Annotated in this window: 6 protein-coding genes and 1 pseudogene; 3 read left to right on the forward strand and 4 right to left on the reverse strand. The window is 43.8% G+C overall.

Annotation, left to right across the window (positions count from 1 at the left end; translation table 11 throughout):
• Window positions 1-276 precede the first annotated feature (276 nt).
• The 3 genes and pseudogenes from AACX68_RS04650 (at window position 277) to AACX68_RS04660 (ending at window position 2,410) form a co-directional block, all read left to right on the forward strand.
• Window positions 277-1,560, forward strand: a complete 1,284-nt coding sequence (locus AACX68_RS04650) for a dicarboxylate/amino acid:cation symporter (RefSeq protein ID WP_228860705.1) — start codon at window positions 277-279, stop codon at window positions 1,558-1,560.
• A 287-nt stretch (window positions 1,561-1,847) separates the two neighbouring features.
• Window positions 1,848-2,126 (forward strand): annotated as a pseudogene (locus AACX68_RS04655) (type II toxin-antitoxin system RelE/ParE family toxin).
• Window positions 2,126-2,410 carry a HigA family addiction module antitoxin gene (locus AACX68_RS04660; protein WP_228860706.1) on the forward strand — a complete coding sequence of 95 codons (285 nt, stop codon included), beginning with the start codon at window positions 2,126-2,128 and terminating at the stop codon, window positions 2,408-2,410. Before AACX68_RS04655 ends, AACX68_RS04660 begins: the two are co-directional and overlap by 1 nt.
• Window positions 2,411-2,578: 168 nt before the next feature.
• Here the strand turns inward: AACX68_RS04660 and fruA are convergent, their stop codons facing one another.
• The 4 genes from fruA to AACX68_RS20105 all read right to left on the reverse strand — a co-directional run bounded on the left by fruA (window position 2,579) and on the right by AACX68_RS20105 (window position 6,545).
• Window positions 2,579-4,279, reverse strand: a complete 1,701-nt coding sequence (fruA, locus tag AACX68_RS04665; protein WP_228860707.1) for a PTS fructose transporter subunit IIBC — start codon at window positions 4,277-4,279, stop codon at window positions 2,579-2,581.
• 7 nt (window positions 4,280-4,286) lie between these two features.
• The gene (gene fruK, locus AACX68_RS04670; RefSeq protein ID WP_228860708.1) at window positions 4,287-5,270 is read right to left on the reverse strand and encodes a 1-phosphofructokinase; all 984 of its coding nucleotides are present in this window, start codon (window positions 5,268-5,270) and stop codon (window positions 4,287-4,289) included.
• A gap of 11 nt (window positions 5,271-5,281) precedes the next feature.
• Window positions 5,282-5,842, reverse strand: a complete 561-nt coding sequence (locus AACX68_RS20100) for an HPr family phosphocarrier protein (RefSeq protein ID WP_370630334.1) — start codon at window positions 5,840-5,842, stop codon at window positions 5,282-5,284.
• Window positions 5,843-5,915: 73 nt separating this feature from the next.
• Window positions 5,916-6,545 carry a PTS sugar transporter subunit IIA gene (locus AACX68_RS20105; RefSeq protein ID WP_370630335.1) on the reverse strand — a complete coding sequence of 210 codons (630 nt, stop codon included), beginning with the start codon at window positions 6,543-6,545 and terminating at the stop codon, window positions 5,916-5,918.
• Window positions 6,546-6,841: the final 296 nt, after the last annotated feature.

Raw genomic sequence — 6,841 nt, forward strand, 5'->3', positions numbered from 1 at the left:
ATGTTATTGTTTTTATGAATTGTTTTATGTCCAGTTAACTCCCTATTCTATATGGCTTATTTTTGGTTTTTTCTTGTATGCCAAACAAACTTTAGGTTTGTTTATTTAGAATTTACCTATTTAAATCTTATTCATTCTATATTTAAAACCCACCGTTATGCAGGTTGTGGTCTTCTTATGAAATAACATTTTTAAATAGAATAAGTAATAAAATATAGCCAGGTAACTAAAGGATAAATCCGAGTAATTAGCATAACAAAAAATAAGGGGATAATAATGAAGAGGCAAAAACTGATGAAGCAGATCATTATCGCCATTTTGCTTGGCGTGATAACGGGATGGGGATTTAATCATTATCTTGATGCCAGTCAGGCAAAAGAAATTGCCTCTTATATCAACATTATTACCGATGTCTTTCTGCGTCTGATAAAAATGATTATTGGGCCGCTTATATTTTCCACGATTGTTGCCGGATTAATGTCAATTGGAGGATCATCATCTGTTGGACGGATCACTATCAAAGCAATGATATGGTTTATTGTTGCTGGCTTGATTTCGATTAGCATTGGCACTCTGATAGCTAATCTGTTCCAGCCAGGGGGCGGGCTAAATATTGCAATTCCACAACATGGAAATATCGATACGAGTCTGAATGCTGGTGAATTTTCCCTGAAAAACTTTATCAGCCATATATTTCCCAGTAGTTTTGTGGAAGCTATGGCAAATAATGAAATATTACAGATCCTTATTTTTTCTCTCTTTTTTGGTTCAGCATTGTCATATATTTGCCGGAATAGTCAGAAAACAAGCCCTATAGTGACTATGATTGAAGATCTGGGGCGCATCATGTTCCGCATCACAGATTATGTTATGTCATTGGCTCCAATTGCGGTATTTGCTGCCATTGCCTCCGCCATTACTATTGAAGGGATGGGGTTGCTTTATGAATATGGCGAATTAATCGCTCTCTTCTATCTGGGGATACTTTTACTTTGGTGCATTTTACTGACCATTGGGTTTCTTTTCCTCGGCAAAGATATCTTTTTGCTGATGAAGCTTATCAGGGAGCCTATCATACTGGCCTTTGCCACCGCGAGTAGCGAATCTGCCTATCCAAAGACCATGAATGCACTGAACTGTTTTGGTGTGCCGAAAAAAATTTCCAGTTTCGTATTGCCTCTGGGTTACTCATTTAACCTTGATGGCTCGATGATGTACCAATCCTTTGCCATTCTTTTTATTGCGCAGGCTTACAATATTGATTTGAGTATCACAGAACAGATCCTGATTATGTTAACACTGATGGTTACCAGCAAAGGTATGGCTGGCGTAGCTCGTGCTTCTGTAGTGGTTATTGCCGCCACTCTCCCGATGTTCAAACTGCCTGAAGCGGGTATATTATTGATCCTTGCTATTGACCAGCTCCTTGATATGGGACGCACAGCCACTAATGTGGTGGGTAACTGCATTGCTACATCAGTCATTGCTAAATTGGAGGGAAAGCGGAGTAGTTCTGAATCTGAAGTGCAGGAAAAAGAGTTTGTCGGACATGATAGTTAAATGAGTGGGGAAATTTCTGTATTTTTCGTCTGTACATATGATTGATATGGTTAGTGTTAGGATATTTTTAATAAAATTAGATTTATCACTAAATAGATTCGCTATTTATTGTATTAGATAGAAAAAATATAATAAATAGAGCCAAATTTATTACTTTAATTTAGAGGGATGCTTTACCAATTTAATTAATTGGTACTGAAATATTTAATTAAGACTATAACATTATAAAAGTGTTGTAGAAGATGGAACATACGTTATACTGTTCCATAGTTGGGAACATGGTTACCATGATCAAGAGTTTCAAGCACAAAGGACTGAAAAAATTCTTTTTAAAGAATGATAGTAGTGGGTTGGAACAAAAACTAGTTCCTCGAATAAAAAACCGACTTACAATTATTGATTCTGCCAGTTGTATTGAGGCTATTAATCTTCCCGGTTATGATCTTCATGAATTAAAAGGTAATCGTAAAAATATCTGATCAATCAAAGTATCAGAAAATTGGCGTATCACATTTAAATTTATAAACGGTGATGCTGAAATTCTTAATTTGGAGGATTATCGCTAATGCAAATGGCTAACCCCGCACATCCTGGTGAAATTATTGCAGAAATACTAATCGAGATGAATGTGAGTTTGCGCCAGTTTGCTAAGGCAATGGAAATTGCGCCTTCTACTGCTAGCAGGCTTCTTTCAGGACAGACATCTGTTACTCCTGAAATGGCGTTGAAGTTATCTATAGTGATTGGCAGTACACCAGAAACGTGGTTAAAAATACAGGCTAATTACAGCTTGCGAGAGGCTAAAAAGCATATTAATTTAAGTCAATTGCACCATTTAACGCTTGCTTAATTTTTATACTTTGGGCATAAATAGTGCGTCAAAACAGTATATGATCTTTGAGGGTGGTATCAAAGATGTCTTTTTTAAGAAAATGTCGACTATGGTCAATGTTTGTTTTTCCTCCTATTGGAGGGTTTAAGGAGTTGCAGTTTCACCACCACTCCCCTATAAAACATCTCAACCTACTACCTGAGTTTCTTTCTTCTTAATCACCCCATAAACCCCGGCTGTTAACAGCGTACCCGCTAAAATCGCTCCCAGGTAAGGCAATACAGGTGTAATTGCGCCCGGTATCAGTAGTACAAACAGCCCGCCATGTGGTGCCATTAGCTGTACGCTGAAGTACATCGAAAGCGCTCCTGTAATTGCACCGCCGAGAATGCAGCTTGGCAGGACTCTTACCGGATCTTTCGCCGCAAACGGAATCGCTCCCTCCGAGATAAAACATAGCCCCAGTACCAGTGCTGCTTTTCCGCCTTCGCGTTCACTTTGGTCAAATTTAGTTCTCGCAATCACTGTTGCCAGCCACATGGCTATTGGTGGAACCATTCCCGCTGCCATAATTGCGGCCATCGGGCCGTAGCTCTGGGCACTCAATAATCCTACGCCAAAGGCATAAGCGGCTTTATTCACCGGCCCGCCCATATCGGTGCACATCATGCCGCCCAGTATTGCGCCGAGGATCACGGCATTGGTGGTTCCCATCGATTTCAGCCAGTGAGTCAGCCATTCCATAATCGCTGAAACGGGTTTACCGACAACGTAAATCATGATTAATCCCGTCGCCAGTGTTGCGACCAGTGGAATAATCAGGATTGGTTTTAATGCTTCCATGCTTTGTGGTAGGCGAAGTCTGGTTGTCAGTAATTTGGCAATATAACCAGCAAGAAAGCCTGCGATGATACCGCCGAGGAAGCCCGCACCAGAGCTAACGGCGAGCATTCCGCCGACAAGTCCGGGAGCCAATCCCGTGCGACCTGCGATGGAGTAGGCGATGTAACCAGCGAGTACGGGCACCATGAGGGCAAGTGCGGAGCCGCCGCCGATTTGCATCAGAGATGCAGCCAGTGTATCCGGCTCTCTAAACGCTTCGATGCCGAAGACAAATGACAATGCGATGCACAGTCCGCCTGCGACGACCATGGGTAACATGTAGGAAACGCCGGTCATCAAGTGTTGATAAATGCTGGTATTTGCCTGATTGTCCCTGCTGGGAGCAGAAGTTGTTCTAGTCGCAGTATAAATCTCAGCTTTGGTTAGGGCATTATCCAACTCGCTGGCAGTTTTTTTCAGGGCTGCTCCCGTCGAGGTGCGGTAAAGTCGTTTGCCGGAAAAAGGGGTGAGTTCAACCTCGATATCGGCTGCGATAATCACGAGATCTGCTGCCGCGATTTCGGCATTAGTGAGAGAGTTTTCGCTTCCCACAGAGCCTCGGGTTTCGACCTTGATTTGCCAGCCGCGTTTTTGTGCTTCTGTTTCCAGTGCCTTGGCTGCCATAAAAGTATGGGCGACACCGGTCGGGCAGGCGGTGATGGCAACGATGTTGACAGGCTTTTGCTGAACCTTGCTTTCTGCAGTATCAGTAGTGTGTTGCTGATGATAAACACTCGCTTCTGTTTGGGCTTTGTGGAGAAATACCTCGGGTTCGCTGATTATCTGTTCTGCGGAGCCAATAAAGATTTTCTTTCCATGCAACTTATTGTCATGCAGATTTAAGCTATCTGGTACAGATTCTCCGATGATGATCACCAGTTCAGCCGTACTTAGATCGTCAGACAGGGTAAGGCCATGTTGGGATATGACATTCTCCAGCGTTTGTCTGGCGAGGTAGGCGCGTGCTTGTCCTTGTTTCTCATTACTAATAATCAGTATGTTCATGGCGTTCTCATCTTATTGTTGTTGGTTTTTCGATGGCTGTTTTTTTCGATTGTTTTTTTAATGAAATGAGTTCCACTTTTGTCATTAAGCTGGCGAGTTGCTGGCGGTCAATATTGCCGACGTTACTTTGGCTGACGGTCATGGCAGAAATGGCGGTAGCAAGGCGCAATGTATGCTCGCAGGGTTGTCCCATCATCAGGCCGTAAATCAGGCCACCCACCATGGCATCACCGGCACCGACGGTACTGACAATTTCACAGTGCGGTGGTCTGGCGTGCCAGACTCCGGCTGAGTTAACCAGAATAGCTCCTTCCTCGCCTAATGAGACGATGACATGTGAGATCCCCTCCGCACGTAGCTGCTGAGCAGCGCCGATGATATCTTCCTGAGTCAGTAAAGGTCTGCCTGCCCAGATTTCCAGTTCATGACGGTTCGGTTTAACCATCCACGGTTGTGCTTTGATTCCGGCAGTGAAGGCTTCCCGGCTACTATCGAATACGACACACATGCAAGCTTCGCGCAGTTGCTGCATCCAGTCAGTGAAGTCATCCGGCTCAACGCCTGCCGGCAAGCTGCCACTGACGCACACCATGTTGAACTCCCGCAGCCATGTGAGGGAGTTTTTGGCAAAGCTCTGCCAGTCTTCTTTATTGATATTGAATCCTGAAAAGTTGAAATCGGTGACAAGGCCGTTCTGCTCGGTGAGTTTGACGTTGATACGCGTCCGGCCTTCCACTATCTGAAATCGGTCAGTGATGCCCAGTTCTGCGAAAGTTTTTTGAAAGTTACTCTGGTTCTCTTTACCGAGAAAACCACCTACCGTAACGTCAATGCCGAGTGTTTTGAGAATTTTCGCAACGTTGATGCCTTTACCTGCCGGATATAATCCCGCAGTTTGGATCCGATTCACTTCACCGGTTTTTATGTCTCCGGTTAACCCGACCAGATCGTAGGCTGGATTGAGGGTGATGGTGGCGACTCTTTTATTCATTCCATTCTTGTTCATGCGATATCTTCACCCAGATTGTTGTTGATAAGATTTTTGATGGTGTCCAGAGCCTCTTTGGCGTCCGGGCCGGAAGCGGTAAAACGGATACGGTCTCCCCGTTTAATGCCCAAACCTGCAACCAGCATCAGTTTGCGGCCATCAACGGGAATGGAGTCTCCATCCAGAGGAGTGATGGTAATGTGGCTGCTGAATTGTTTGATGGCATGAACCAATAGTGCACTGGGGCGGGTGTGTAGCCCATGTTCATTGGGCAGGGTAAAATCTGCGGTCAGGGTATTTTTTGCTTGTAATGTAGCCTGCTGTGCGGCCTTAGTTGTCAGTAATCTGATGAGTTTTGCATTATCTTGAGCCTGTTGCAGTTGTGCTCCTTTTCCGTGTTGAATTAGGGTGTTGAGATTAGTCAGCAGGTTATGCAGCTGATCGTCGGCGTAGGCAATGGTGATGAGCAAACTGACCGGTTTTTCATCAAGATTATCGGTACTCATATTGAAGGAAGTTTTTGGACGTGCGATGGCAACGGCATTACGTATAGCAGAACCAAAATAATGTGACATAACATCTGAATTCAAATGGCAACGCAGCATTGCTTATGGTGTATATGGACTGCGTCAAGTTATGTTGATTTAGCTATAAGCTACCCCGTGAACTGTCACTCAGCCAGATCCCTTGCCCCAGATGTATGGGGGATCTCGCGAGAATATCGACAATAAATGCGGCATTCACCGAGCTGGTTTTTTGCAGGCGAGCGAGATTGAGCGCCTGCAAGGTTTCCAGATCTCTGGTGTCAATATCCAGTGTGATTGTGGTGGCATCCAGTAGATAGGGTAATTGTGGGTTCATGAGTAAGCGGTAGAGTTCATCTGCCGAAGTGGTTTTCGCCATCTGGCTGGCTCGATTTTCATCATTGAGAATGGGGAGTAACTGGTGTAGCAGCTTCAGATGTTCGTCAGATTTTGCCGCAATGCCGATAATGATGTAGGCAGTCTGGTTATCACCCCAGTCAACACCGTCCGGGAATTGCATCACTTGTACACCAGTGTGAAGTACGTTGCCGCGTGTGGCATGGGTACCATGCGGGATGGCAATACCGTTACCCAGATAGGTAGAAGACAGTGTTTCACGCTCCAGCATCCCATCAACATACTCTTTACTGACATATCCGGCGGTGGTTAAAATATCGGCAACCTGCTGAATTGCATCTTTTTTATTGTCAGCATGTGCTGCCAGATGGATATTTTGCAATGTTAGGTGAAACATTTTACCTCCCTATATACTCTATAACATTTGTTGAAACGATTCAGTTTTTTAGGGGTGAAAAACCGACGTTGAATAAATTCACGTTATTTTTTATTAAATAGGTGGATGGTTTTATTTTTCTACGTTGAAGTTACATTAATCCTAACGCTAGGAAATAGTATAGCAATTGATATAATGTGATTTTTATTAGTAACTATTTTTCATAATTATTAACGAGGTGGTTAATGATTTTTTATTATGCTGGTACCATTTGCTAATCACCTGTTTTGTCTGGATTGTTTCGTGAAATAGTTAAT

The sequence above is a fragment of the Xenorhabdus sp. PB61.4 genome, assembly GCF_963894935.1.
Classification (GTDB): Bacteria; Pseudomonadota; Gammaproteobacteria; order Enterobacterales; family Enterobacteriaceae; genus Xenorhabdus; species Xenorhabdus stockiae.